The 24,867-nt window shown below is 58.7% G+C and carries 25 protein-coding genes and 1 tRNA gene; 17 read left to right on the forward strand and 9 right to left on the reverse strand.

The window, feature by feature from the left end:
- Window positions 1-18 precede the first annotated feature (18 nt).
- The 4 genes from nudC to ELE36_RS17965 are packed head-to-tail and all read right to left on the reverse strand — an operon-like array spanning window position 19 to window position 2,582.
- The gene (gene nudC / locus ELE36_RS17950) at window positions 19-1,011 is read right to left on the reverse strand and encodes an NAD(+) diphosphatase (RefSeq protein ID WP_129835738.1); all 993 of its coding nucleotides are present in this window, start codon (window positions 1,009-1,011) and stop codon (window positions 19-21) included.
- A gap of 9 nt (window positions 1,012-1,020) precedes the next feature.
- Window positions 1,021-1,383: an iron-sulfur cluster insertion protein ErpA gene (gene erpA, locus ELE36_RS17955; protein WP_129835740.1), complete on the reverse strand. Its 363-nt coding sequence runs from the start codon at window positions 1,381-1,383 to the stop codon at window positions 1,021-1,023.
- A gap of 55 nt (window positions 1,384-1,438) precedes the next feature.
- Entirely contained in the window at window positions 1,439-1,867 is a 429-nt protein-coding gene (locus ELE36_RS17960; protein ID WP_129835742.1) for a bactofilin family protein, read from the reverse strand.
- Window positions 1,857-2,582 carry a DUF6776 family protein gene (locus ELE36_RS17965; protein ID WP_129835744.1) on the reverse strand — a complete coding sequence of 242 codons (726 nt, stop codon included), beginning with the start codon at window positions 2,580-2,582 and terminating at the stop codon, window positions 1,857-1,859. Before ELE36_RS17965 ends, ELE36_RS17960 begins: the two co-directional genes overlap by 11 nt.
- A gap of 150 nt (window positions 2,583-2,732) precedes the next feature.
- Between ELE36_RS17965 and ELE36_RS17970 the strand changes: the two genes are divergently transcribed.
- Both ELE36_RS17970 and ELE36_RS17975 read left to right on the forward strand, forming a co-directional pair.
- Window positions 2,733-3,149: a CopD family protein gene (locus ELE36_RS17970; protein WP_129835746.1), complete on the forward strand. Its 417-nt coding sequence runs from the start codon at window positions 2,733-2,735 to the stop codon at window positions 3,147-3,149.
- A gap of 67 nt (window positions 3,150-3,216) precedes the next feature.
- Window positions 3,217-4,572 (forward strand): response regulator, encoded by a 1,356-nt coding sequence (locus ELE36_RS17975; protein ID WP_129835748.1) that lies wholly within the window; start codon window positions 3,217-3,219, stop codon window positions 4,570-4,572.
- Window positions 4,573-4,709: 137 nt separating this feature from the next.
- Here the strand turns inward: ELE36_RS17975 and bfr are convergent, their stop codons facing one another.
- The 3 genes from bfr to ELE36_RS17990 all read right to left on the reverse strand — a co-directional run bounded on the left by bfr (window position 4,710) and on the right by ELE36_RS17990 (window position 6,120).
- Window positions 4,710-5,180 (reverse strand): bacterioferritin, encoded by a 471-nt coding sequence (gene bfr / locus ELE36_RS17980; RefSeq protein WP_129835750.1) that lies wholly within the window; start codon window positions 5,178-5,180, stop codon window positions 4,710-4,712.
- A gap of 86 nt (window positions 5,181-5,266) precedes the next feature.
- Window positions 5,267-5,470, reverse strand: coding sequence for a (2Fe-2S)-binding protein (locus tag ELE36_RS17985; RefSeq protein ID WP_129835752.1), 204 nt, complete (start codon window positions 5,468-5,470; stop codon window positions 5,267-5,269).
- A 74-nt stretch (window positions 5,471-5,544) separates the two neighbouring features.
- Window positions 5,545-6,120 carry an RNA pyrophosphohydrolase gene (locus ELE36_RS17990; RefSeq protein ID WP_129835754.1) on the reverse strand — a complete coding sequence of 192 codons (576 nt, stop codon included), beginning with the start codon at window positions 6,118-6,120 and terminating at the stop codon, window positions 5,545-5,547.
- A gap of 222 nt (window positions 6,121-6,342) precedes the next feature.
- Between ELE36_RS17990 and ELE36_RS17995 the strand changes: the two genes are divergently transcribed.
- The 5 genes from ELE36_RS17995 (at window position 6,343) to ELE36_RS18015 (ending at window position 11,865) form a co-directional block, all read left to right on the forward strand.
- A tRNA-Met gene (locus tag ELE36_RS17995) sits at window positions 6,343-6,419 on the forward strand.
- 209 nt (window positions 6,420-6,628) lie between these two features.
- Window positions 6,629-7,846: a tyrosine-type recombinase/integrase gene (locus ELE36_RS18000; protein WP_129835756.1), complete on the forward strand. Its 1,218-nt coding sequence runs from the start codon at window positions 6,629-6,631 to the stop codon at window positions 7,844-7,846.
- Window positions 7,847-8,291: 445 nt separating this feature from the next.
- A complete protein-coding gene (locus ELE36_RS18005; protein ID WP_129835758.1) occupies window positions 8,292-8,723 on the forward strand; it encodes a hypothetical protein in 432 nt (143 codons plus the stop codon).
- Window positions 8,724-9,068: 345 nt separating this feature from the next.
- Complete coding sequence (locus tag ELE36_RS18010) at window positions 9,069-10,109, forward strand: HNH endonuclease signature motif containing protein (protein ID WP_165371682.1); 1,041 nt, start codon at window positions 9,069-9,071, stop codon at window positions 10,107-10,109.
- 602 nt (window positions 10,110-10,711) lie between these two features.
- Window positions 10,712-11,865 (forward strand): IS3 family transposase gene (locus tag ELE36_RS18015; protein ID WP_129831719.1). Its coding sequence is split into 2 segments (ribosomal slippage): window positions 10,712-10,952 and window positions 10,952-11,865, totalling 1,155 coding nucleotides; the frame shifts between segments, so codons are not numbered across the junction.
- Window positions 11,866-12,199: 334 nt separating this feature from the next.
- Here ELE36_RS18015 and ELE36_RS18020 read toward each other — a convergent pair.
- Together ELE36_RS18020 and ELE36_RS20580 are read right to left on the reverse strand one after the other, a co-directional pair.
- Window positions 12,200-13,540 (reverse strand): FG-GAP repeat protein, encoded by a 1,341-nt coding sequence (locus ELE36_RS18020; RefSeq protein WP_129835762.1) that lies wholly within the window; start codon window positions 13,538-13,540, stop codon window positions 12,200-12,202.
- A 569-nt stretch (window positions 13,541-14,109) separates the two neighbouring features.
- Window positions 14,110-15,351: a hypothetical protein gene (locus ELE36_RS20580; protein ID WP_207215809.1), complete on the reverse strand. Its 1,242-nt coding sequence runs from the start codon at window positions 15,349-15,351 to the stop codon at window positions 14,110-14,112.
- A 311-nt stretch (window positions 15,352-15,662) separates the two neighbouring features.
- Here ELE36_RS20580 and ELE36_RS18030 point away from each other — a divergent pair, with 311 nt between their 5' ends.
- From ELE36_RS18030 to hypE, 10 genes are read left to right on the forward strand one after another with little or no spacing between them, the layout of a single operon-like run.
- Window positions 15,663-16,691 carry a tetratricopeptide repeat protein gene (locus tag ELE36_RS18030; protein WP_129835764.1) on the forward strand — a complete coding sequence of 343 codons (1,029 nt, stop codon included), beginning with the start codon at window positions 15,663-15,665 and terminating at the stop codon, window positions 16,689-16,691.
- The gene (locus ELE36_RS18035; RefSeq protein ID WP_207215810.1) at window positions 16,691-16,885 is read left to right on the forward strand and encodes a hypothetical protein; all 195 of its coding nucleotides are present in this window, start codon (window positions 16,691-16,693) and stop codon (window positions 16,883-16,885) included. The genes ELE36_RS18030 and ELE36_RS18035 overlap by 1 nt, the downstream gene beginning before the upstream one ends.
- A gap of 12 nt (window positions 16,886-16,897) precedes the next feature.
- Window positions 16,898-17,119: a hypothetical protein gene (locus ELE36_RS18040; protein WP_129835766.1), complete on the forward strand. Its 222-nt coding sequence runs from the start codon at window positions 16,898-16,900 to the stop codon at window positions 17,117-17,119.
- Window positions 17,120-17,132: 13 nt separating this feature from the next.
- Complete coding sequence (locus ELE36_RS18045) at window positions 17,133-18,014, forward strand: NifU family protein (protein WP_129835768.1); 882 nt, start codon at window positions 17,133-17,135, stop codon at window positions 18,012-18,014.
- A 4-nt stretch (window positions 18,015-18,018) separates the two neighbouring features.
- Window positions 18,019-19,206, forward strand: a complete 1,188-nt coding sequence (locus ELE36_RS18050; protein WP_129835770.1) for an NHL repeat-containing protein — start codon at window positions 18,019-18,021, stop codon at window positions 19,204-19,206.
- The gene (hypF, locus tag ELE36_RS18055; RefSeq protein ID WP_129835772.1) at window positions 19,203-21,653 is read left to right on the forward strand and encodes a carbamoyltransferase HypF; all 2,451 of its coding nucleotides are present in this window, start codon (window positions 19,203-19,205) and stop codon (window positions 21,651-21,653) included. Before ELE36_RS18050 ends, hypF begins: the two co-directional genes overlap by 4 nt.
- Window positions 21,654-21,663: 10 nt before the next feature.
- Entirely contained in the window at window positions 21,664-21,945 is a 282-nt protein-coding gene (locus ELE36_RS18060) for a HypC/HybG/HupF family hydrogenase formation chaperone (RefSeq protein ID WP_129835774.1), read from the forward strand.
- The gene (locus tag ELE36_RS18065; protein WP_129835776.1) at window positions 21,942-22,634 is read left to right on the forward strand and encodes a D-sedoheptulose-7-phosphate isomerase; all 693 of its coding nucleotides are present in this window, start codon (window positions 21,942-21,944) and stop codon (window positions 22,632-22,634) included. Before ELE36_RS18060 ends, ELE36_RS18065 begins: the two co-directional genes overlap by 4 nt.
- Entirely contained in the window at window positions 22,631-23,776 is a 1,146-nt protein-coding gene (gene hypD / locus ELE36_RS18070) for a hydrogenase formation protein HypD (protein ID WP_242512301.1), read from the forward strand. Before ELE36_RS18065 ends, hypD begins: the two co-directional genes overlap by 4 nt.
- Window positions 23,773-24,843, forward strand: a complete 1,071-nt coding sequence (hypE, locus tag ELE36_RS18075) for a hydrogenase expression/formation protein HypE (protein ID WP_277987057.1) — start codon at window positions 23,773-23,775, stop codon at window positions 24,841-24,843. Before hypD ends, hypE begins: the two co-directional genes overlap by 4 nt.
- Window positions 24,844-24,867: the final 24 nt, after the last annotated feature.

The following is a 24,867-nucleotide window of genomic DNA, read 5'->3' on the forward strand; positions in this document are numbered from 1 at the left end:
TTTACTCGATCGGCGAAGTCAGCTCGATTGTAGCAGCGTGGAGCGCGGCGCCAACCACGGCACGTCATGCATCAGCGTGGATAGCTCAATATCCGCAGTGTTCTTGAGCCAGTATTCGATCAGCCGATGTGATACCGACAACGGCGGCGGCAAGACCAGCTCGCGCGTGCGCAAACCGGTGACGATGTCGTCAACGCTGAACCAGCGCGCCTCGCTGAGCTCCGGCCCGACGTTGATGGTCGGATCATCCGCACGCGCGGTAAAACCGAGCATGATCGAGGCCGGAAACGGCCACGGCTGCGACGAGTGATAGTCGGAATCGACTACACACACGCCGGCTTCCTCGAACACTTCGCGGCGCACCGTATCTTCGAGCGTTTCGCCGGGCTCGACAAAACCGGCCAGAGTCGAAAAGCGATTTGGCGCCCAGCTCGCCTGGCGTCCGAGCAAGCAACGTTCGCCATTGCTGACGATCACGATGATAGCCGGATCGGTGCGCGGAAAATGTTCGATGCCGCATTGTGGATTTGTACACTTGGCCCGATGCCCCGCCGAGACCAGCTGCACCGGCGCGCCGCAGAAACTGCAGAATCGCGTGCGCGACTGCCAGTGCGCAAGGGCTCGTGCATACGCGAACAATCCCGCATCGAGCGCGGGCAGATGCAATCCCGCGTTGCGCAGATCGATGAATCCCGCACCGAGTTCCGCAGCGATGCGCTCGGCATCCAGGCTCTCGACAACCAGCAGGAAATGTTCGGCATCGGCATGTGCGCCGAGATAAGTCGGCGGCAGGTCAGGCAGGAGGCGTTGGCGCTGCTGGATATCGAGATGAAGCAGCCCGAGATTATCGCTGCGCACCAAGGCGTGGCCGTCGGCACGCAGCAACAGGAAGCGCGTAGCGACATGTGCGCTGCGTTGTGCAATCCAATCCGCGTTATCGCGATTGTCCGCCCAGCGCTCCAGCGGAACTGCGGCGAAAGTATTCGCGCGACTGCGGATGTGCGCGCTCATCGCAATGCGCTAGACCGAAAAGCTCGAGCCGCAGCCGCAGGTACTTTTGGCGTTGGGATTGCGAATCACGAACTGCGCACCGTGCAACGATTCGGAATAGTCGATTTCCGCGCCCATCAGGTATTGCAGGCTGAGCGGATCAACCACCAGGGTGACACCTTCCTTGACCACGGCGACATCGTCTTCGGCGCTGTCTTCATCGAACGTGAAACCGTACTGGAAACCCGAGCAGCCGCCGCCGGAGATATACACCCGCAGCTTGAGGTTCGGATTGTTCTCCTCGACGATCAGCTCGCGCACCTTGTGTGCCGCCGCATCGCTGAAAAGCGGCGGCGTTTCGAGCGCGGTCTGATAGTTCGGGGTATCACTCATGCTGGCTGGCCGGTTGAACGAGGTGCATCAGAAGATCGCAGCATTCTGACCGATTTCAAGTGGCATGTGCGGGTACGTGCGCCGGCTCGATCTCCGGACCGGTCAGCTGACGCTGCGGTTCGGCCTGGTGCATGATCTTGCCGGTGATCTGTGAACCCGCGGCCATTTCCAGCACTTTGTAACTGACGTTGCCTTCGATGCGCGCCTGGCCGGCCAGTTCGAGATGTTCGGTGGCGTGGATATCGCCCTTGATCGTGCCGTTGATCACGGCCTGGGTGACGTGAATTTCACCGACGATGCAGCCCTTGTCGCTGACCGTCAGCACCGCCTGCGAACCCGCTTCGGCGCGCACGATACCTTCGATGCGACCATCCAGATGCAGGCCACCGCTGAAGGTGACATCGCCGCGAATCGTCGTGCCGGCGCCGATCAGGGTGTTCATCACGGCGGATCGCGAAACCTTTTTTTCTTTGTTATTGAACATCGATGGAGTCTCCATTATTCAAGGTTTGCGCCCACGTGTACTGGTGATCGACATGACCGCCGTCACCGCTCGCATCGGCGGCGACGGTGATGCGATTCGGGACAAATCCCGCGGGCAACATCAGGGTACCGTTGATGCGTTGAAAATATTTGAATCCGAATTCCACGCCCGAACTTTCAGCGGCAGGACCGATGTCGCTCCAGCTCAGCGTTTGCAATTTGCCATCCTTGACGCCTTCGATACTCAAGCTCAGATGTCCGTTGATCATCTGGCCTTTCTTGATATTCTGGGTCAAGGTGACGATGAAATTATAGGCCGAAGAATTGTTGACCGGGCTGAGTTGCAGCCCCTGCACGGCCAAACCTTCGCGTTTGGCGTTACCGCCGGTCAGACGGCTGTAGAAAGCGAGGTCGGCGCGCAGTCCCGCAATTTCTTCCTCGCGTTCGCGAATGGTCTGCTGCAGTTCTGCGTTCGCGACCTTGGTGATCTGCTCCGATCGTTCGAGCACGGTGATGCGCTGCTGCGCGCCTTCCGGCTGGGCATCCTGATCCAGCGCCGTGACAATCGTTGTCGGCAAGCACCAGCTCCGCACCAGCGCCGCGCACAGTAGCAATGACGCCAGCCAGATCACGCCCAGCGATAAAGCAATGCGCCGCGTGCCGAACGCGGCCTGCGAACGAATGAACTGGGCGGATGGCGGATCGACATGAACCATGGTCAACAAGGACTGCCAGCGCAGCAGTCCGTCCTTTTTTAGGAGATAGGGCTTATAGCCGTGTAGCAAAGTCGCGTCAACCGGCGCGACTGCGGATCGGGATACAATTGTCGGTCACGCCTCATTACAGGCACATGCGCGAGCGCCACCATGCTCTGGATCAAGGCTTTCCACATCGTTTTTATCGTGACCTGGTTTGCCGGCCTGTTTTACCTGCCGCGGCTGTTTATCTATCACGCCGAATCGAGCGAAACCGCCGTGCGCGCGCAACTCAAGCTCATGCAGCGTCGACTGCTCATGATCACGCATGTCGGCGCAACGCTGGCGCTGATCTTCGGTGTATGGACGCTTGCCTACGCTCCCGGCTTTCTGCAACAACACTGGCTGCATCTAAAACTCGGCCTGGTGCTGCTGCTGATTTTTTATCACCTCTATCTGATGCGGCTGCAAAAGGAATTTGCGCGCGATCAGATCCGCCATTCGTCGCGCTGGTTGCGCCTGTTCAACGAGCTGCCGGCGTTGCTGTTGATCGGCATTGTATTGCTGGTGGTGCTGAAACCGTGGTGAGTGCGCCGCGAAGATCCGGCGGCGCTGGTATAGTGCCCAACGCTGCCTTGCTGTGGATTGGTTGCCCATGAGTCACGCTGCTACGCCTGCCGAATCCTCGACGCATTTCCAGCGCCTTTTGCCGGATTGGCTGAACGCGATGCATTTGCGTGCGCAACGACTCGAACGCGACGGCTGGGACATCAACATGTTGCAGCTACTGCACGACGATGCTCGCGCGCTGGCGCAGAATTGCGAGCGCTTTGGCGCGACCGATTTTTGCGCGAGCCTGACCGAGCTGCAGCAGCAATTGCAAAGCCACGTGCAGGAACAGACCTTGCCGCAAACCGCGCAATCATTGCTGTTGCTGCAGAAAATGCGCCTGATTGCAGCGAAGGCGATCAAACCCGGCCCGAGCAAACCGCGACCACCGGCAAAGGCACCGATCGCGGCAGGAAAATTTGGCGATCACGACGGCTCGCCGATTTTGCTTGATGCCGCAACGCATGCCGAACTCATCGCCGCGTTCCCATCGGCGCAAACGCTTGCACAGAATGCAGTGCAGAACGCATCGGTGCTGAGCCGCGGTCTATTCGATGACAGCGAATTCACCCCACAACACACCAGCACCGCGCGACCGCAGCGTTATCGGATTTTTCATTTCAGCGACGGCAATGCGTTGATGCGCAGTTTTGATCCACTGTTGGAAATGGAAGGACACGTGGTCAGCGTGATGCTGACTGTGGATAACGTGCTCGCAGCACTCGCGCAGGAAGCGCCGAACCTGCTGATCATCGATCCATCACTACTTTCGCATCTCGAAACTTTGCGTACCGCCGCCTTGGCGCGCGGCAATCACATTCATCCGTTGCGTCTGCTCAGCTTCTGTTCGATCGACAACCCGAAGCTGCAACAAGCGGTGATCCGCGCCGGAATCGATGTTCTGATCGCCCTGCCCGCGCGCATCGAATATACGCTGGAGCGCATTCGCAGCACGCTGGCCGACGACAACAAGGCGTTGCGTATCCTGATCGTGCAGGACGACGATGTGCAGCTTGCGCGCAGCGAAGAAACTCTCGATGAAGCCGGCCTGCAAACACTGGCCATGCCGAGCGCATTTCTGGCGCTGGCGCAGATGGAAAGTTTCAACCCGGATCTGATCCTGACCGAGCTGCATCTCGCCGAATGCACTGTAGTCGAGCTGATCCGTTTGATTCGCGCGCGGCAGCAATTTGCGGCAACGCCGATCATCGTTATTTCAGATTCTCCCGATCCCGAGCTTCGCGCACTCGCGCTCGCGGCGGGGGGCGACGATGTGATCTCGCGGCCAATCGATCCGCAGCAATTGATCGCGGTGATTCATGCGCGCTTGCAACGCAACCAGCAACTGGTACGGCACAAGGCGTTGTCGACCAGTTCGCACGAGACGCGCGGCGGTTATTAGCGGCAAGCTTGGCAGCGACTTTTCAGCTGCCTTCGTGTCGCAACGCGGCAGCACGAAGCTAACGCGTATTTTCACACACGGTAGCTTCGGCCAGATCAAATCAGCTTATTGTCGATTGCTACGCAGCAACGACTGGCTCAGTCGCCGATTCGTGTTTGCAGGTAATTGACCTCGCCTAGGCGCGCAATCAATCCGAGCTGGGTTTCCAGCCAGTCGATATGTTCTTCTTCGGATTCCAGAATCGACGAGAACAGCATGCGACTCACGTAATCGCCGCACGATTCGCAATACGCAATCGCCACGCGCAAATCGACATGCGCGGCGTGTTCGAGCTTGAGATCACACTCGATCGCTTCTTTCGGCGTCTCGCCGATCAGCAACTTGCCGAGGTTCTGCAGGTTCGGCAGGCCGTCGAGAAACAGGATGCGCTCGATCAGACGATCGGCGTGCTTCATCTCGTCGATCGACTCCTCATACTCATGTTGCGCGAGCTCTTTGTAGCCCCAGTTGCGATACATGCGCGAATGCAGGAAATACTGATTGATCGCGGTGAGTTCGTTGTACAACACCTTGTTCAGATGTTCGATGACCTTGCTATCGCCTTTCATGGTTGCTCCTGCGGAATCTGCGCTAAAACACGACTATATCGCGGTCACCGCGATGGGACTACGTCAAACGATCCGGCACAGAAAAATCAGGCAGCGGCAGCAATCAACGGCAGCGAAAAGTTTGATGTCGGCTGGGCGTCGGCAAGCACTTGCTCGGCGAAATCGGCGCAGCTTCCGCAAGTTCCGGCGCAGCCGGTGCGACGGGTCAGCTCGGTCATGCAACGCACGCCATCGCTGGCCGCCTGACGAATGGCCTTGTCGGTGATTCCGTTACAGATGCAGACGTACATAGTGCGCAGCCCGATGAACTGCGCCTAATTTAATTGCTAATGCGAATGATTGTCAATAGCGGCCTGATTTCGCCTCAACCCGCACTGGCCATCATGCTGCCATCCAGCGGCTCGTTTTCCTGCGTCGATACCACGACCTGGCTCAAACGCAATCCATACAGCAATGACATCTGACACAAGGTTTCAGCTAGCGGTGCGAGCTGGCGCAGGGCGCGCTCGTAGACCTCACGCTTGAACGTCACCACATGCGCCGCCGGATACCAAAAATCCACCCAACGCCAATGATCGAACTCGGGCTTCTCGTTCTGATCCAGGCGCACGTCCGCCTCGCTGCCGACCAGCCGCAACAGAAACCACACCTGTTTTTGACCGATGCACAGCGGACGTTGATGCTGTCGCACAAAACGTCGCGGCAGCCGATAACGCAGCCAGCCCGGCGTCGCGCCGAGCACTTGCACATGCTGCGGCATCAATCCGGTTTCTTCTTCCAGTTCGCGAAACATGGCTTCCAGCGGGGTTTCATCGCTGCGCATGCCGCCTTGCGGAAACTGCCAGCCATCGCGATTGATACGCCGCGCCCAGAATACACGCCCGTCATCGCGTAGCAGGATGATGCCGACATTGGGCCGGTAACCATCAGGGTCGATCACGACCACACTCCGAAAAAATCTTTATGGGGTCGATTCTTCCACAGCTTATGCAGGCGCGGCAAGCAGTTGCGTGATGTTTATGGCGTAGCGGTGCAAGATTGAGCACGTAGCGGGACGCGCGACCGAATCCCGACGGCGACTATGTGACGAATGATAATCGCCGCATTGCATCGCGCGGTTTACCTTGAGGCGACGAGGCACTACACTATGCGCCCCTTAGATGGCTATGTAGCTCAGCTGGTTAGAGCGCGGCACTCATAATGCTGAGGTCGGTGGTTCGAGTCCACCTATAGCCACCATCCTCTCGTCTCCAAGAATCTCGTTTCGTCTCCGTTCAGCCCGGAGACGTACTCCCAGCAACGAATTCTGCGTGAGTCTGTCCTCAGCCGTCCACTGATGTCCACCTGCAGCTCAGAGCTTTTGCGGGTACGTCTGCGGGTACGGCGCTTGAGTTACCTCAAATAGAGGGCATTTATACCCTCATAGTCGGTTTGTTGAGGTGTTAGCAATGCCCAAGCTCACGGAAAAACTCATTAAGTCTCTGAAACAAAAACAAAAACCCTACAAAGTGCCGGACGGCGATGGCCTTTCGCTCTTGGTGACTGCCAAGAATGCAAAGCTATGGGTTTGGCGCTTTCGTTTTGCGGGGTCCGAAAACATGTTGGGCCTTGGCCCGCACCCCGAAGTCTCACTCGCGGAGGCAAGGGAGAAATCACAGTTCCTACGTGCCGCAAAACGGCGCAATGAAAATCCAGCAGAGGTTTGGCGGCGAGAACGTGGAGTTGGGGCCACGAGTAGTTCGAAGCGTTTTCGGGATGTTGCCGATGAGTTTCTGCAGAAGCAGTCCAAAGGCTGGACCGTCCTTTACCTCAATAAGCTTGTCGAGCGGCTGACGAAGCATGTCTATCCACTTCTAGGCAATGCGCCCATCGACCAAATCGGCGTGGCTCAAGTCCTGAGCGTCGTGAATCCAGTGTCGGCGGCAGGCCATTTGGAACAAGCAAGGCGAGTGCTCATGCTGATGGCCAAGATTTTTCGCTACGCCATCATGATGGAGTATGCGACGCGGAACCCAGCTGCAGGGATGCGAGATGCGATCGCTGTGAGCGAACCGCGCCACTACGCGTCCATCATTGATCCCGTCGGCATCGGTCGGCTAATGCGCGCGATCGATGGACTTGAGTCAAGCCTCGTCACTCGGTGTGCTCTAAAGCTCATCGCCTTAACCTTCGCCCGGCCCGGAGAGGTTCGGGGGGCGCGGTGGAGCGAGTTCGACCTGAAGACTGGCCGGTGGGAAATTCCAGCGTCTCGGCGCAAGTTAAAAAAGAGCGCGAAGGAAAACCCGAAGACTCCCCCTCATATCGTTCCGCTGTCTGCTCAATCGCTGCTTGTACTTGAGGAACTGACCGCCGTCACCGGTTCATCGGAATATTTGTTTCCCAGCGTGCGGAGCCTGGGGCGCTCTATGAGTGACGGGACGCTTAACGGTGCACTCCGCATCCTCGGGTTCAATAAGAGTCAAATGACGGCGCATGGTTTTAGGCATATGGCATCCACTATTCTAAATGGAGATGGATTTCGTCCAGACGCGATCGAACGCCAGCTTTCTCATTCTGGCGAGGGGGTTCGGAAGATCTACAACCAAGCCGATTACATTGAAGAACGCACCGAGATGATGCAGTATTGGGCAAATAAACTCGACGAATTTCGGCGTATCGAACATTAGACAATCTGACGCGCAGAGTGTGAGAGGTGTCCCATCCTTGCAATCAATTGCAAGCGATCGTCTACACGCTGCCCGCCAATGCACACACGCCATCTACTTGTTTACCTATTCGGCATCACGACACTGGTAGTCGACCCAAGCAACAAGAAGACATGGCGTTGAGCCGGTTAACCAAGACACTTACAGCGCTCGGATTGACCGTGCCTCCGACACCTGACGCGGTGGTAGATTAAATAAGGAGATGGGAACCATGCCAGCTACTTTTTTCAGAGTTTCGACGCTCTCCCTTATTATATTGTCCGCAATCTTTTCTAATACTGTCACAAGCTCAGATAGATTTGCGGGGGATACTCAATCTGCATTGCCTCCCGTCGAACAGCGAAACATAATCGGCACGTGGCGCGCCTCACCACCTTCCAACACGTGCACGCGGAGTTTAGAGGGGGTGAACAGCAGAGTATATGAAGTATTGAGATGCGCTGATGGCAGCGGCGGCAAGAATGGAACACAAGTTTCTCAAGTTTCAGCCAATAAATTCATGTCGTTACACTCAGTTTCAAACGGGGATTACTACCTCATTCTTTCCGATGGAAATCTTTCGCGTCGCGACAAAGATGGCGAAATCGATGTTGAGCAACGTACTAAAGAGCTTTGGCCAGTGACGCAAAGCAAGTCTACGAAACCGAAAAATGTTGAGGATCCAAAGACCGTTGGGCTGAAATGCTATGACATAGGTTATCGCTACGCATTCGCTTCCACTAGTTCAATGAAGGGAAAAAAGGTAAATCCCGCTGAGAATTTTTCTGTGCCAGAGCGATGCCGCAATGACTCGAACACCGACAAGGGAATTGAAGACGGTGCAAAAGCGGCGTTCTAAGCCGAGGATATGTTCTTCGGTAAATCGCTTTTTCACGTCCGATCTCCTTCGGTTGAGGAATTGGACTCCAAACTGCCGCGCTACTCAAAATCGGGGGGACGCCGAGGCCAGTGGAATCGATCGGCGAGCTTGGCCACTATCGTGACGCCGAGGCCACCCACGGGCGACGGGCGCGGGCAAATTCTTGCCAGTTCGGCAGGTTATCATGCACGACAGTCCATACTGGCGAGTGAGCCCAGAACCATGCCCATCCTGTATCCCCTCAAACCTCTCGCACGATTGGCGCTTTGGGAGGCGTACAACCGGCTCTGCTACTACTGCAAAGAGTCGTTGGGGTTTCGGAGCATGGAGATCGATCACGTCATTCCTGTAGATCGCGCCGCCACCACGGAAGTCTGGAACGACACATGCAGGCAACTAGGCCTTCCGCGCGACTTTGAAATCGATGGCTTGGATAATTTGGTGCCGGCATGCCGCACGTGCAATCGAGATAAGCTAAATAACACATTCCTTCCGGGCCGCCTCACTATCGATCTCAGTGCAATTAAGCTACGACGGATCGAAGTGGAAAAACGATTCGATACCCTGAGCCGCAAAGATCATGGTCAGCGCGCCCTAGCGGCAATGGCAGTGGCGATCTCCGAGGGGACCATGTCCCTGACCGATCTGCGCGCGTTTGAACGTAGCTATCTGAACGACAGAGGTGTATTTCTGACTCGGCTCGGAGGTTTATTCGCTCATGAATCGCTGGTGGATGTCGATCGCGCTGACATCGAAGCACTGCTTGACCGCCCCATAGGGGACGATGTCATGGATCTCAACGGACTGACTCTAATTGGCCCCGACGGAGAAGAGAGGAAGGTGACGACGCTGCGTGCCTATCGCGATGCCAAGGCTCTCGGGTTCTTTGCGGCGACAAGCTATACCATGTCCATGCAAACCCTATATTTCGAACGGCCCTTGGTACTGCTGAGCGTCATTGCCGCCGCACAGTATCCAGAAAAGAGCCATATGGAGTCGCCCCGCTTGGGCATGTGTGATCTCGCTCGGTTGCCGGCTACGCTGCTTTTCGTTACCGAGGAAATCTCGGATTCGGTGTTCCAAGGGCAACGTGCGGCACTCGAAGGCAAGACCATACATGATCTAATTTCTAATGGCGAAGCCACGGTGCGGTCGGTCTCTTCGCAACACCTGCAAATCGAGCACGCGCGCAACTTTACGTTCTTGCTCGAACTTATGAGAGCGGACACCAACGCTGATGGCTATGAGGAATTGGTGCTCCATCGAGGTGGAGGGCCTGTGGATGGAACTTATCGCACCGCTCATATCATGGCATTGTCGATTCGCGAACCAGCCGGAACATTTGTGGAAGTTTCGCTTCTCTGACGGAGCCCCCATCCGGATACTGGCGAAGGAGTGGTCTCATTAATAGAACGTCCGCGTTGGTCGATGAGCGACCTTCAGCCTGAGAGTTAACTGGCTGGGGTGCCAGAGGAGCTGTACGGCGTGCCAAGTCAACTGTTTTGGCAATAATTGCTCAACAGTCCGGCGATCTGCACGGGGTCCGCCGCAGTGTTCGAGAGCTTGCAATTGATTGCATAAGATCTATGTCTATGCGCTTTCCCAAATCGGGGGGAGTAGGGAGCACGCAAACGAAACTTCAGCGGGAAGCGCCCTTTTAGGTGCATTGACGAAGGTCAGGTTCGGTTGCGTTGCAGCCGCTCTAACGATCTGATTTCAGCTGCTTCAAACGATCATACCAAGGAGGCGGTAGCAGGGAAGGATTTTGCTCTGTGACAGCAGCCACCAAAAGGTACGCATAGTGTTTGACAAGCTGCGGCTGAGGTTGCGCCCTAAGCGCGTCGGCATCACTGCTATTTTTCATCCATTCCAGAAGATTCTCTTTCGGGGTGTTGCTGTACGCTCGGGTTCTACCCCGTTATGGCGGACACTTCCAACAAGGCCGATGATCGGCAAAAAGGAGTGTCATGTCCAAGCGAAGAACATTTAGTGATGAGTTCAAACGGGAGGCAGTGGGTCTGACTCATCAGGCCGGTGCCAATGTTAGCCAGATAGCTCGCGATATCGGTGTGGGTGAAGGGGTGCTGAGCCGTTGGCGGCGGGAATTGGCCAGCGGTAAACGCCACGCTTTCCCGGGCTCTGGCGTACCGCGGGATGAAGAGATGGCCGCACTCAAGCGTGAGCTGGCGCGGGTCAAGAAGGAACGCGATTTTTTGCGCGATGCGGCAGCGTTCTTCGCGAAGGAATCGCGTTGAAGTTTCAGACGATCCAGCGCTGCCGCACGGTCTATCCCGTGCAACTGATGTGTCGATGCCTGAAGGTATCGAGCAGCGGTTTTCATGCGTGGTGCAAACGCCCCTTGAGTGCGCGAGCGAAGGACAACCAGCGATTACTGGTGCAGATAAAAGCGCTTCATAGCATCAGCGATGGGGTACTGGGCATGCCACGCATGCATGAGGAGCTGAGCTATGCCGGTGAAACGGCGAGTCCCAATCGGGTGGCACGCCTGATGGCCAGCAACGGATTATTCGGGATTCCACAGCGGCGAGCCTGGCGCAGCAAGCGTAGCGGCGTGCGACCGCTGCACGTGCGCAATCATCTGCAACGTGACTTCTCGGCGCTGGAACCCAATACAAAATGGGTCACCGACATCACCTACATCCACACCGGCGAAGGCTGGCTCTACCTCTGCACGGTGCTCGACCTGTTCAGCCACACGATCATTGGTTGGTCCATGTCGGGTATCCAGGATCGTCACCTGGTTCTCAAGGCGGTGCAGATGGCCTGCTGGCAGCGAACGGACACCACGCCCGTGGTGCTGCATTCAGATCGAGGAACCCAATTCACCAGCGGCGAATATCAACGCTTCCTCGCCGATCACCACCTCATCAGCAGCATGAGTGATGTGGGCCACTGTGGCGACAATGCTGCCGCCGAGGGATTCTTCGGTATGCTCAAGCGCGAGCGCATTTATCGCCGTCGTTACCTGTCACTGGCCGACGCACGCTCGGATGTTTTTGACTATATCGAGCGCTTCCACAACCCACGTATGCAACGACGACTTGATAAGCTAGACCAAAGATTTATAACCTTAACTCAACCGTCCGCCAAAACGGGGTAGAACCCTTGTCGGCATAGAGCGGACCGATCCGTTCGCGTTCCGACGCGGCCCAAGTGCCGACCTGCCGTCGCGCATCATCGAGCAGGCGGTGTGAAATGTCTGCGCTGCGTGAGCCTGCCTTGGTCTTGAGCTTTCGATTCCGGTTCGGTACTAACCGAAGGATCGCGAGATTTGATTCGATACGTATATCGCAACCTATAGCCACCATCTTCGCCGAACCCTTCGCAACCGCTCCGGCTTTTGTTTCTTCGCCAAGCGGCGCTAGCTCGAAGCGCGCAGATACTCGCGGCGTTAGTTGCGATCGATCTTTGGATTAAGCAGCGGCAGCGCGACGCTACTGCAAGCCATCGGCAAATATCGTGTCCTTGATGAAGATCTCGACGACACCCGCATTGGTCGTCGTACCTACCTCGCGCTGCGGCGCTCCCACAGCTACATACAAGCCGAACGTCGAAACTGAGCTAGCGAGATGATCGGAAGCAACCGCGTCACTGCCGAGCGATAGACGATCCTGCTGGGCCCAAGCTCCGGGCGTGGCTTGAGGCAGGAATACGTACGCCGCACCACTATCAGCGACACTTGCGCCCTGATTCGCGAACGGCGCTCCAACAAACAGGTGCGGCGCGTTGCCATCAACGTATAAAGACATGCTTTGCCCAAACTGCGCATTGCTGCTACCACTAATGGAAAACAATTCGTCCTCATAGGCGAAACTGCCCGGACTGCCATAGAACGAAGTCACTGAACCTGACATCGTGGCACCACCGGGATTGTCACGCGCGATGCTGCCGCCAAAGACACGGTCGGCCGTGATCGCCACCGAAGTGCCGAAACCGTCGCCCTGAATTTCGCTCTGTTCGTGCAAACGCTGGCTTTGAGCCCAGCCACCAGCGCCAAACGTGAACACGAACACTTCGCCAAGATCGTTGGCGCCAGACGGACCATAACCCGGCGCACCGGCGGCGAAGGTCGTCGCAGCGGTTCCAGTCGAAGGTTCAAACAGCGCAAGACTGCTGCCGAAACCCGCGCCGTTACCCGCCGGACTAGCAGTGAAAGCCGGCATCGAACTCCATGCGTTTTGCGAGTACTGCCACACGAACACGGCTCCAGCGTTCGCTGGACTACCGGCTAAAGCGACTCCTGGCGCGCCGATCAAGGCCTGCGTCGCACTGACCGCGACCGAATAGCCAAAGTGCCCGCCCGTTTGCGCATAGCCGGTGTCGAACGCCAGCGCAAATTTACCAGTCACGGCGTTGCGTCGGTAAAAGCACACCGATCCCGAACCTATTGCCGTATCGTCGTAGTCGGGCTCGCCAACGACCAGGTTGTCACCGGAAACGGCTAGCGTGGCGCCGAAATGCGCACCCGCCTGCAATTGCCATGACGGAGCATGCAGCGTGTCGGATAAAAGCCAGGCATTGCCGGTGCGTGTAAAAACATAGACCGTTCCCGCTCCCGAAGAAGTACCCGGCGCGCCCACTACCAGATAGTTGTCGGACATCGATACAGCCTCGCCAAACCGCGAACTGGCGGCCGGCGTCGGCTCAGTCAGCTGCGACAGTGTCACCCATTTTTCGGTCGTTGCGGCGTGGATGGCCTGAGTGGAAAACAGCAAACCGCACAGACACCATGCGATGGCGGAGCCTTGAACAACGGCATTCTTGCGACGGGACATGGTCGTCTCCTAACTGGTTTACAAGTGATAACGCAGAAAACGCCAAAAACCCGGCGCGACCGCCGAATATCTTGTGCGACAGATTTACCCTCCAATACACCCAATCGGATTAGGAAAGATACTCGTACTGCGGGCGATACCACCAAAAAACAGGTCCGATTATCATTCACCGACAAACCGACGATCGTATGCCGTCGGCGCAGGATGGTCGGGCATGCTCTGCGATGCTTGAGAAAATACTATTCGGATCCCGATGCCTCGGACTTCCATCAGCGGCTGGAAGAGCCGCCCGGGATACGTACTCAGTTCGCAGATAACAGGAGCGCGGTTTTGAAACCATTTTTGCACGAAGAGCCAACCGTGCCCGGGAGCCGGTTCATGAGTGGTGCACGACGACCGCTTGCAGCAGCGCTTGCGCTTGGTCTTGCTGGTCTGCCGCCGGCAGGATGCAATCAGGCAACTCCGGAAATTTTTCCGTTGCAAAAAAAGTCACGGCAATCGGGGTAAATCGCCGCAACAAATCGCAAGCACTGCGTCAGGGCAGGCTTAGCGAATCCAGCCTTCCAATGCTAGACCTTCCACAATCGGCACCACCAATTCGGTTCGACCGGCACCGGCAATTCGGGCAGGTCGCACCATTTTCGGTGCGGCAAGTAATAGATGCATTCCTGACAGCGTTGCATCACGCCGGCGATTTCCTTGGGCTCTCGCAGGAATCCGCCGACCTGCAAACGCGTGGTCAAATCGTTGTGATCAAGCAGCGCCAATTCATCGAGAATGCGCTGGAACTCGACCTGTGTTTCCGGGAACGGTTCTACCGTCGTCTTGAGGCCGCCTTCCAGCATCAGGCTGATGCGCAAACGCAGCAAGTTCAGGCCGGCGTGATCAATTGCGGCCCAGTCGAGCGCCGGATTGGCGCGCGGCTCCTTGTATAACAGGAGTGCCCAATCACGATCGAACGGCAAGCTCAACGTGGGGAAATACGGCACACGCAGCCAGTAGAAATCGAGATCGCCGATTTGCACCTGCACCTTGCCGACATCGGCATCGGCAAAACCGATGTATTTCAGAACCGCATTGACATCGAGATTGCCGTTAAACAGATCGACCAATGCGGCACTCGCCGCGCGGCTGTCGACCACCGTGGCTTTCGGAAAATTCTCGTGATGATATTGATCGAGATGCTGCCCGGTTTCCAGATCGAACAATTCGCTAGCCAGCACATGGTGATCGAAACTCAGCGCGCTACTTAATATTCCGGACGAGACCACATGCGTTGAACCGGCTTTGCTGAAACGTGCGGAAACCGCCTGGACCAGCGATTTCCAGATCGAATAACTGCGCGTAGTCTGCTGGTTTGCACCCGCGCTATCGCCTTTTTTCGGCGCACCCATGCGCGCGCGAATCGCACGCGCTCGCACGATCGTATCCGACGAAACGACGTTGTTGGTATGACTGATCACGAGGATCAGCACACGCGAAGTATTCGCCAGTCGGCCGATGAAAAGATCGCGATCCTTCATCGGAATCGCAATCATGCTGATGCGCCCCAAACCGGCGCATAACTCTTGCACTTGCTTGCGTTTGCTCTCGGAAACATGGTCGGGCGCAAACAGCACGCTGGCGAACGCGCCTAGCGTCTGATGATCGATCGCAGCGTGTTTTTCGCTGCCCTTGCCGAGGGTCCAGGCGACGCCGGTAAACGGATCCACCACGGCCACTCTTGATTTTTCCTGCCCATGCGCGATCAGTTGATACATCTCGCGAACATGCGCATTGCTAAGTCGCTTCGGCTGAACAACAGCATTCATGTCCTACCCCCGTTTAGGTTAGTCCGTTACTCCGCGTGTAGGTTGCCGAAAGGTGCCAATTTTTTCGCGCGGCATGGCGAAACTAAGCCTTCGCAAAAATACCTGCCGTGTGCTGTGTCACAGTTCGAGCGGGCATGAGCGGGCAAACTCGCAGCCATGTCGCAATAATCAGACAACGGATATTTGATAGCTCTCCGATTTGATAAGAACTGAAAACAAAGTATCCAATGCTGCGCAACGAGTTGACATCGTGTGGAACCGGCGCAGCATGGATCGCACATTGCTAAAGACATCCAGGACGGGGGGATTGAATGCTGATCGACTCATCGACGGAGCAGAATGAAGGTCTGCCCGAGGCCCAAGTGCGTGCGGCGCTGATCGCGGCCGACGATCCTTCCGCCAGCCCCGCCGAGCGTGCAGAAATGCTCATGGAAATCGCGCGCGGTCTGCAATTGAAACCGCGCTCGGCACAGCAGCTGCATGATGCGGTGGCGTTATATCGACGCGCACTTGAACTCGTTCCCGAATCCGATCCGTTGCTCGCCGCGCGCATCCGCGCCCGCGAAGGCACGGCGCATCAGGCGTTGCCGGATGGCGGCGCGGAAGCACTCGATGCCGCACTGGAATGCTACGAAGCCGCGCGCCCGCATCTGCAAACCTATGGCTTGCCGGAAGAGCTTGCCGAACTTGATATCAACCTCGGCCTGGTGACGCAATCTCAAGCCGGTATCGGTCGCGCACGTATCACCGACGCCATCGCTCATTATCATCACGCGTTGCGCGTATTCACGCGCGAGCGTCACCCGCGCGAATTCGCGATTCTGCACAACAATCTGGCGATCGCATATTTGTCGATTCCGGTCATCGACGAAGCCGGCAAATTGCGCGAGGCGCTGGCCGTGCAATCGTTCGAGCAAATGTTGCAGGTGATCAATTTGGTCGATCATCCGAGCGAATACGCGATGGCGCAGAACAATCTCGGCAACGCTTTGCAATACGCACCGAGCAAACATCCGATCGCCAATATTCTGCGTGCGATCGAAGCGTACGACGAAGCGCTCAAGGTGCGCACGCCGCGCGATACGCCAGTCGAATACGCCAACACCATCGCCAACAAGGCCAACGCCTTGTGCAACCTGCCGGACAATCCGGAGCATCCCGAACTCGGCAACGCGCGCCATCTCGCCGCAGCGCGCGCTTTATATGCCGAGGCGCATGCCTTGTTTTCGCAATACGGCCTGAGCGGCAACGCCGCCGCGGTGGCCGAGGCCTTGATCGAACTCGATAGTCCAACGCCGTTCGGCGAAGCCATCCTTCCTATTGCCAAGGAGCTGCAGTGATGTTGATGACGTTGTTATTTGTAGTCGTGGTGATTGCCGCGGGCGCCGCCGGCGGTGCGCTGAGCGGGTTGATGATCGGCGGCAAGGATCTCGGCAAGCAACTCGCCGGCATGATGGGCGCGTTTTACGGCCTGACCTCGACCGTGCCGGCAGCCGTTGCCGTCGCGCTGTATTTCATCTTCCGCACGCACTGAGGAGCCACGTCGATGTTCAACATGGTGCTGGATTCGATGAAGCTGTTTTTACGCGGCCAGTTGTTTCGCGACAACACCACCGTGCTGACTTTGTGGCTGCTCGGATTTGTGATCACGGTCGCGCTGATTATCGGCCTCGTTTTGTATGTCAGTCTCTGGCTCGGCGCGTTGCTCGGCGGTCTGCTCGGCGGTGCGCTGATGCCGTATCTGTTCCGCAATCTGAAATACAACTAGCGCCGGGAAACCCATGCCAGCCGCCGCCAGCAACAGCATCCACGACAACGCCGCACAGCAACTGGCGGTGCTCGCGGGCGATGTTGCGGCGCTGGAAGCGATCGGCCTGGCGTGGCCGCCCGAGCAACAGGCAATACTGGAACGATTCAAGCTCGCTATCGAAGCACTGCATCGCGAAGCGCTACTGCGTCTCGTCCGCGGACTGCGCGAAGATCCCGCCGCCGCATTGCGTCTGCGCGATGTCGCGCAAGATCCGATCGTCTTCGGTGTTTTGCGCTTGCATGGTCTGGTGCGCGATCCGCTCGAAACCCGTGTGCGCGCCGCATTGATTTCGGTCGAGCCGATGCTCGCGCAACATGGCGGCGGTGTCGAACTGGTCGCGGTGAAACCACCCGATACCGTTGAAGTACGCTTAACCGGCGCGTGCCAGGGTTGCCCGGCATCGGGCCAAACCCTCAGCGAAGGTGTGGAGCGCGCCATCAAGGAACACGCCCCCGAGATCGTGCGTGTGTTGCAAGTGCGCGGACCAACCAGCGCCAAGACAATCCCACTGCATTTTGTCAGCCCGTTCGCGCGCGAAAGCGATGCCGGATTCATCGATATTTGCGCACTCGATGAACTGAGCCTAGGCCAAGTGCATACGCGCAAGCTGGGTGATCGCGAAATGCTGCTGTATCGCGACCACGATCAAGTGAGTTGCTTCGACAATTCCTGCGCGCACATGGGCATGCCGCTGGATAGCGGCGCTGTTGCCGACGGCGTGATCGAGTGTCCGTATCACGCCTTCAAATATCGCCTCGATACCGGCGAATGCCTGACCGTGCCGGAAGTCCAGTTAGTCGTGCACGCGGTGCGCGTGCGCGATGGCCGCGTCGCGGTGAAATCGGCGGGATGAGCGCATGACCATCGAAGTCACACGCGTCTCCTTGGCCCCGCCGCGGCAACGCATGGCATCAGCGCCCGCGCTCGATCCGCGCGGTGCCCGTGTGGTGCTCGGCGGCGAACCAAAAATCACTGGCATTGATGCCGCACCCGCAACCTCGATCGTGCCCGCTGCCGATACCTTGTTCGGCCCGCGCGGTGCCACGATCACGGCTGACGGCGCATTGTGGATTGCCGACAGCGGTCATCATCGCCTGCTCGGCTGGAAACAAATTCCACAACACGATGGCACACCCGCCGACTGGTTGATCGGCCAGCCGGATTTTGCCGCGGAAGGCCGTAACGCGCATGCCGATGTCAACGCGCACAGCATGAACGTGCCGACCGGCGCCTGTGCGTGCGGCGACGGACTGGCGATCGCCGATGCGTGGAATCATCGTGTGCTGATCTGGTTCCGCGCGCCACGTTCCAGTCATCAACCTGCGGATTGCGTGCTCGGCCAGAAAGATTTTTCGAGTGCGCAAATTAATCGCGGCATGGATACGCCGAATGCCGACACCTTGTACTGGCCGTACGGCGTGTATTGGGATGGCGCGCGTTTGTGGGTGGCCGATACCGGAAACCGCCGTGTGCTGCGCTGGAACGGTTTGCCGGCAAACAACGGTCAGCCGGCCGAACTCGTGCTCGGCCAGCCCGACTTCACGCACCGCGACGAAAATGCCGGCACAGTGAATGTCGCCGGCTTCCGCTGGCCGCATGCGCTGACCCACTGGCAAGGCCGTTTGTGCATCGCCGACGCGGGCAATAATCGCGTGTTGTTATGGTCACACGATCCCAGCAAAAATCACACGCCCGCCGATGCTTTGCTGGGTCAGGCCGATGCGCAGATCGTCGATCACAACCGCGGCCATTACTGGCCGACCGCACGCAGTTTCAACATGCCGTATGGGCTGGCTGTGCATCGAGATCGGCTGTTTATCGCCGACACCGCGAACTCGCGCGTAGTGCGCTTCGATGCGCCCGATCAGGAAGCTGCAACCGCGCTGGGAGGACAGATCGGATTTACCGACAAGGGCGATAATCGCTGGCTGCCGGAACAGCGTGATTCGTTGTGCTGGCCGTACGCGCTGACGATATTCGGCGATACGTGTCTGGTCGTGGATTCCGGTAATAACCGCGTGCTGTTATGGGATGTCACAGCATGAGCGCGGTCGTGTTGCATAACGATGCGACGCACGCCATCGCGCGTAGTTCAGCATTGCTCGCGAACGAACACGCGTGGCCCGAACCGCGCGATGCAACCGCCACTCAAATCGGCTGCCGGCTACACGTGCGCGGCATCGTGCAGGGTGTCGGTTTTCGTCCGGGCACGCTCAAGCTCGCACGCGAATTCGCTGTGGTGGGCAGCGTTCGCAACGAAGGCACCGCCGTCATCATCGATGCTTTCGGCACGCCGGAAAATTTGCGTGCGTTCGAATCCGCCATCGCCAACATGCAGCGTGGTGGCGCACGAGTGGACGCACTGGATCGCGAAAACCTGCCGCCGCCGTCATCGCTACCGAGCGAATTCAGCATCGCCGCCAGTGCCACGGCGCAACCCGGCATGGGCATCGCACCGGACTGGGCGACCTGCCCCGCCTGCGCTGCCGAGAGTCTCGATCCGTTCACGCGCCGCTATCGTTATCCGTTCACCGCGTGCACCGATTGCGGCCCACGCCTGAGCGTGTTCGAGCGCACGCCGTACGATCGTGCGAACACCACACTCGCTGGATTTCCGCTGTGCGCCGAGTGTGCCACCGAATATGCAGATGTGGCCGATCGTCGCTTCCACGCCCAGGCCATCGCCTGTCATGCCTGCGGCCCGCGCGTGCAATTGCGCCGTCTCGATGGCCGTGCATTTGCGCTGGACGCACTGAGTTGTCTGGACGATACCGATGCCACCACCAGCCTGATCGACAAGGGCCAGATCGTGCTGATCAAGGGCCTCGGCGGCTATCAACTCGCCTGCGATGCGCGCAATAACGATGCCGTCGCACGCCTGCGCCAAACCAAACGACGCGATGCCAAACCGTTCGCCCTGCTGGCGCGCGATCTGGCGATGGTGCGTTTGTATTGCGATGTCGATGCAACCGCCGAAGCCGCACTTGGCAGCGCCGCTGCGCCGATCGTATTGTTGCCGCGTCGCACCGATGCACCGCCGCTGGCCGCCGCTATTGCGCCGGGTTTGAACACACTCGGGGTGATGTTGCCGAACACGCCGCTGCATCATCTACTCATGCGTCGACGCCGTGCGCCAATCGTTTTGACCAGCGGCAATCTCAGCGCGGAACCGCAGGCGATCGACATCGAGCAGGTGCATGCGCGACTCGCGCATTGTGCCGATTACGTGCTCGATCACAACCGGCCGATTGCGCGTCGTATCGATGATTCGCTGGGGCGCGTGATCGGCGGAAAATTCCGCATCATGCGCCGTGCGCGCGGCTACGCACCGGCACCGATGCAGCTGCCGCCGGGTTTCGATCCGCGCCCGCAAGTGCTCGCGCTTGGCGGCGATCTGAAAAACTGCTTTGCGTTGTTGCGCGATGGTCAGGGCGTGCTGTCGCAACACATCGGCGACCTGCACGATGCCGCCTGTCGCGCCGACTACGAACGCGCGCTGGCCGACTATCTCGACTATTACCATTTCACGCCGGAGCTGGTCGCCTGCGATCTGCATCCCGGTTATGCGGCGACGCAATTCGCCGAGCAACATTATGCCGATCGCATCCGGCGTGTCGGCCATCACCACGCGCACATCGCCGCGTGTCTCGGCGAACACGCGTGGCCGCGCGATGGCGCGAAGGTGCTCGGCATTGCCCTCGATGGCATCGGCCTCGGTGACGACGGCAGTTTGTGCGGCGGCGAATTTTTGCATTGCGATTATGTCGACTGCACGCGTATCGGCACGTTCAAGCCGGTCGCGCTGCTCGGCGCCGACCTCGCCGCACACGAACCGTGGCGCAATACTTATGCGCAGATCATGGCCGAGATGGGCTGGTCGCGTTTTGCGGAAAATTACGACGAACTCGATCTGTTTAGCTTCCTCGAGTCGAAGCCGCGCGAGCTGCTTGATGCCATGCTCAAGAATGGCGTGCAGGCGCCGCTGGCGAGCAGCACCGGACGTTTGTTCGATGCGGTCGCCGCCGCGATCGGCATCTGTCGCGAGCACGTCGCGTACGAAGGCGAAGCGGCGATGCGCATGGAAAGCCTGATCAGCGCCGAAGATCTCGCCGAAGAAAAAGTGCTGGATTATCCGTTCGCGATTCCACGCCTGGATCGTGGTCGCGGCCTGCCCTACATCGAACCGCTCGGCATGTGGCAGGCGCTGCTCGGCGATCTGGTTCTGGCGACGCCGCCAGCACGCATGGCCGCGCGTTTTCATCGCGGGCTAGCCGTGGTGATCGTGCGCATGGCCATGCAGCTCGCCGAGAAATATGCGATCGATACGGTGGCCTTGTCCGGCGGTGTATTTCAGAACCGTGTATTGACCGAACTTGTTTTGGCCGGCCTGGAAAAGTCCGGATTGCGCGCACTGTTGCCGGCGCAGTTGCCGGTCAACGATGGCGGACTTGCATGGGGTCAGGCGCTGGTGGCATTGGCACGGAATCATTGAGGAGAAAACTATGTGCCTGGGCATTCCCGGACGAATCATCGCCATCACCAATAGCAACGCGAAGCTCGCGACCGTCGATGTGCTCGGCGTGCAGCGCGAAATCAATATCGCTTGCGTGCTCGGCGAAAATGAAACAGCGTCGGACTGCATCGGCGCATGGGTGCTCGTGCACGTCGGATTTGCGATGAGCCGCATCGACGAACGCGAAGCCGAGCTCACCCTGCAATTGCTGCACGAACTCGGCGAAGCGCAAGCCGAGGCGAGGACAATGCGCGAGAGCGCGATGCCATGAGCGCGAGCCACGACGCCCTCGCCGGACTTTATCCGCATCTCGCGCGTGGCACCTCGCGCGCGGATACAAATCGGCTCGATACAACCCTGCTCGATTCGATCCGGCACAAGGCGCACGAGAGCATCGAGGTCAAACAAAAGTTCTTCGACGCCCATGCCGCCGACGTTTTGCAAGCGGCGCATCTGCTGGCCGATTCATACCGGAGCGGCGGACGTTTATACACGCTCGGCAACGGCGGATCGAGCTGTGACGCCGCGCATATCGCGGTCGAATTTTCGCATCCCGTCACCGCCGGTCGACCAGCCTTGTCGGCGCAGAATCTGGCGCAGGACATGGCGATGATCACCGCTGTCGGCAACGATGTCGGCATCGATCATGTGTTCGAGCGGCAAGTGCTCGGGCTCGTGCGCAAGGGCGACTGCGTGATCGGCGTATCGACCAGCGGCAATTCGAAAAACGTGTTGCGCGGCCTCGAAGCCGCACAGCGACTCGGCGCGCGCACGCTGGCGCTCGCAGGTGGCGATGGTGGTGCGATGGCGCACGCGGTCTATATCGATCTGTGCCTGACCGTAGGCAGCGACAGCATCCATCGCGTGCAAGAAACACACGTCGCGATTTATCACATCCTGTGGGATCTGACGCATAGCCTGCTCGCCGACGATCGTGCGCCGCGCGGAGAGCAGCCATGAGTCAATCCGGCATGAAATACGTCGACGAATTCCGCGATCCGCAAGCCGCGCGCGTGCTGTTGCGCGAGCTGGACCTCTCGATCGAACGGCTCGGCGCAACACCGAGCAAACCGCTGCAGATCATGGAAGTGTGCGGCGGTCATACCCATGCAATTTTTCGTTACGCGCTGAAAGATCTGGTGCCGCCCGCGCTTGAATTCGTGCACGGCCCGGGTTGTCCGGTGTGTGTGTTGCCGATGGGGCGCGTAGACGATTGCGTCGCGATCGCGCGTCGCCCGGAAGTCATCTTCACCACGTTCGGCGATGCGATGCGCGTGCCGGGCTCGCAGATGAGTTTGCTGCAGGCGCGTGCCGAGGGCGCCGACGTGCGCATGGTGTATTCGCCGCTCGACGCGCTCGCGCTGGCGGAAGCGAATCCGACGCGCGAGGTGGTGTTTTTCGGCCTCGGATTCGAGACCACGATGCCGTCGACCGCGCTCACTGTGCTCGACGCCGAACGCCGCGGCATCAAGAATTTTTCGCTGTTCTGCAATCACATCACGATCGTGCCGACGATCAAGGCGATCCTCGATTCGCCGGGTATGGGCATTCACGGATTTCTCGGCCCCGGCCATGTCGCGATGGTGATCGGCACCGCACCGTTCGAGTTCATCGCGACCGAATACAAACGCCCGCTCGTGGTCGCCGGATTCGAGCCTATCGATATTCTGCATTCGCTGCTGATGGTGTTGCGCCAGCTCGAAGCCGGCGAAGCGAAAATCGAGAATCAATACGCACGGCTGGTCGATCCAAATGGCAATAGAGTCGCGCTCGAAGCGATCACACGTGTGTTCGAGCTGCGCGAGTTTTTCGAGTGGCGCGGGCTCGGCTCGATCGATCATTCCGGCGTGCGCATGCGTGCGCCATATGCGCGATTCGATGCCGAAAAGAAATTCGCGATTCCGAACGTGCGCATCGCCGATCCGAAATCCTGCCAGTGCGGCGAAGTGCTGAAAGGCGCGATCAAGCCGTTCCAGTGCAAGGTGTTCGGCCGTGCCTGCACACCGCAAACGCCGCTCGGCGCGCTCATGGTTTCCAGCGAAGGCGCGTGCGCTGCGTATTATCAATATGCGCGGCGCGCCCACATCGAGACTGCCGCATGAATGCACGTTTGAAAGATCCGATCCTGACGCAGATGCACTCGCGCTGGCTTGGCAAACGCATCACGCTCGCGCATGGCGCCGGCGGACGCGCGATGCGCGAACTCATCACTGAAATCATCGCCCCGGCATTTGATAATCCGTTGCTCGCGCCGCTCGAAGATCAGGCGCGTATTCCCGCGGAATTTTTGCAGGCTGGCGAAAGTCTCGCTTTCACCACGGACAGTTATGTCGTCTCGCCGATCATTTTTCCAGGCGGCGATATCGGCAAACTCGCGGTGTGCGGCACGGTCAACGATCTCGCCGTCGGCGGCGCGCAGCCGCGCTGGCTAAGCTGCGGATTGATTCTCGAAGAAGGTTTGCCGATAGACACCTTGATCGCGGTGCTAGCGAGCATGGGCGCCGCCGCGCGCGAAGCCGGCGTGTGCATCGTCACCGGCGATACCAAGGTGGTCGGGCGCGGCGCGGCGGATGCGATTTTCATCAACACCGCCGGTATCGGCACGATCCCGCGCGGACGCCACACCGGCCCGCGCAATGTGCGCGCCGGCGACAAATTGGTCATCAACGGCACGCTCGGCGATCACGGCATCGCGGTGATGGCAGCACGCAACGATCTCGCGCTGCAGATTCCCGTGCGCAGCGATTGCGCACCGTTGAACGGCCTGATCGATGTGATGTTTACTGCCGCACCGGGCTTGCGCTGGTTGCGCGATTGCACACGCGGCGGACTCGCCACGGTCGCCAACGAATTCGCCGAAGAAGGTGGCTTCAGCCTGCACCTCGACGAAGCCGCGTTGCCGGTCGCCGATGCGGTGCGCGGCGCGTGCGAAATTCTCGGGCTCGACCCGTTGTATCTGGCGAACGAAGGCAAACTCGCCGCGCTGGTCGCCGCCGAAGATTGTGAAGCGCTGATCGCCGCGATGCGCACGCATCCCCTCGGCTGCGATGCCGCCGTGATCGGCGAAGTGCATGCCGAGCGCAAAGGCCTGGTGGTGTTGCGTTCGCGTTTCGGCGGCGAGCGTGTGGTGGATTTGATCGACGGCGAACAACTGCCGCGAATTTGTTGAGCGGAACCAGCAAGGATTAAAAAC

The organism is Pseudolysobacter antarcticus (assembly GCF_004168365.1).
Classification (GTDB): Bacteria; Pseudomonadota; Gammaproteobacteria; order Xanthomonadales; family Rhodanobacteraceae; genus Pseudolysobacter; species Pseudolysobacter antarcticus.